The sequence below is a fragment of the Flavobacterium sp. genome (assembly GCF_049318185.1).
GTDB lineage: Bacteria > Bacteroidota > Bacteroidia > Flavobacteriales > Flavobacteriaceae > Flavobacterium.
Genome location: NZ_JBMOGV010000220.1, coordinates 1 through 1,903, shown reverse-complemented (window position 1 = coordinate 1,903; position 1,903 = coordinate 1). Strand labels below are relative to the sequence as shown.

The window sequence follows — 1,903 nt, the reverse complement described above, 5'->3', positions numbered from 1 at the left end:
ACTGCCACGGGTTCTAACTTTATGGTGGATTGGGAGCAGTTAACAAATATTACTATTATTGATTGGAAACACTTTTATCATATTCAACTTATCACTTAAAAAACTTCTGTTTTGGATGGCTATTGGAATAGGAAAATGTTTGATTAAAAAAAAATTGTTATATTAGAATATGAAAACAAGGTTAATCATTTCAGATTATTTGGATTATTACAAGGATGCTCAGCCTATTACTATTTTAAAACACTTTAACAAATTAAAGGAGACTGTTTTAAGTACGCATTCCTTTGGCTACCATATTTCAAAATCTTCTGTCTATTCATCAATGATAGAGGGAAACCCCATTGATTTTGACTCTTTTTTAAAATATAGCACTTCGGGAATGAATACTAAGAGTAAATCTTTTCAAGAGATTAAAGATCTAATTAATGCGTATCATTTTGCAAGTACTCATACACTGATTAAAAAAAATATTCTTTCCGCTCATTCAATACTATCAGAAAACCTAATTTCAGAAGATCGCTATAGGGGTAATATTCGCGATAATGATGTTTATATTTTTGCAGGCGGAAAAAAAGTATATAAAGGTGCAAGCAAAGAAATAGTGATTGATGAAATGAATCTTTTTTACAAGGATCTCAGTATTCTGATTGAAAGAGAAATGACAATGAATGAAATTTTTTATTATGCTGCCTTCATACACTTGGTCTTCGTAAAAATTCATCCATTTGCAGATGGTAATGGAAGAATGGCGAGATTGCTTGAGAAGTGGTTCTTAGTTCAGAAATTAGGTAAAAAAGCTTGGTTTATTGAATCTGAAAAATTATACCAAAACAGGTTAAGATCGTATTACACCAAAATGGCAATAGGACCCTCCTACGAGAAAACTAATTACGATCTGAGTTTGCCCTTTTTACTTTTATTACCAATGTCACTAACCGCGAGATAAATAAACCTGTTATGGTAATTGTTTCTTCAAAAACTAAGTAGATCTACAAATAAAGTGATTTTTCTAAAATAAATTTGTTACATTTAAAGAGCGCCTTTCACATTGATTATCCTATTAAGAAAACCAGGAAAATAAATCTATAATAAAAAGTATTTGAGGGATTAAAATATGGACATCAACACAAGAATATTATCCCAATTAGAAAAACAAAGAGATATCATATTTGAAAGTTTAGAAGGGACTTCAATATCTAGGTTATATAAAGAACAATATGACGACATTAAAACTGGCCGAGTATATATTATGGACAACCAGGAGCAACAAATGCTAATTGATTTGAAAAAATTATCAAAAGACACAACTAGAGATAATTTATATAAAAATAAACTTTCACAATATTTAATGCTGGATAATAATGCGCTTATTAGCTATTTTGAAATAGAACTTGAAAAAAAACTTCATGAAATTAAAATTTCAGGCAAGCATCATGAAATTCAGGCAATATTTATCGAATATGACTTTTATTATCATTTCTTTGGTGATATATATTGCTTTGGGAAACAGGAATATCCATTATTAGAAGAACCACGTTATATTTCTGGCGAATTCGACTATCAAAAACAAATTCTGTTTCTGGACAACGGAATTAATTTTCAACCTGCATGGATTGATTGTGAAGAATTTGCAGAACTAGACTACCTAGATATTGAATTCAGCTTACAAAACTTATTTCAATTACATTCTAGAGTTTTACTTCATATGGCACTTGAAAAAATAAACTTGAAAAATACAATGAATTTCTTTCAAAATCGACCTTTTACATTTTATATAAACGAACATGATTGCGAAGTAATGACACTGTTCAGGCTTAATTAATCTATAGCTGCGAGAGTTTTCTAGCAATAGAAGTAAAAAGTAATCTTCGAAATTTATTACCTAGAAATGAGTACTTCATAA

Annotated in this window: 2 protein-coding genes; both read left to right on the top strand. The window is 29.4% G+C overall.

Features of this window, described 5'->3' with window-relative positions:
* Window positions 1-169: 169 nt before the first annotated feature.
* The gene (locus ACOYLT_RS11780; protein WP_422854032.1) at window positions 170-946 is read left to right on the top strand and encodes a Fic family protein; all 777 of its coding nucleotides are present in this window, start codon (window positions 170-172) and stop codon (window positions 944-946) included.
* A gap of 168 nt (window positions 947-1,114) precedes the next feature.
* Entirely contained in the window at window positions 1,115-1,822 is a 708-nt protein-coding gene (locus ACOYLT_RS11775) for a hypothetical protein (protein WP_422854031.1), read from the top strand.
* Window positions 1,823-1,903: the final 81 nt, after the last annotated feature.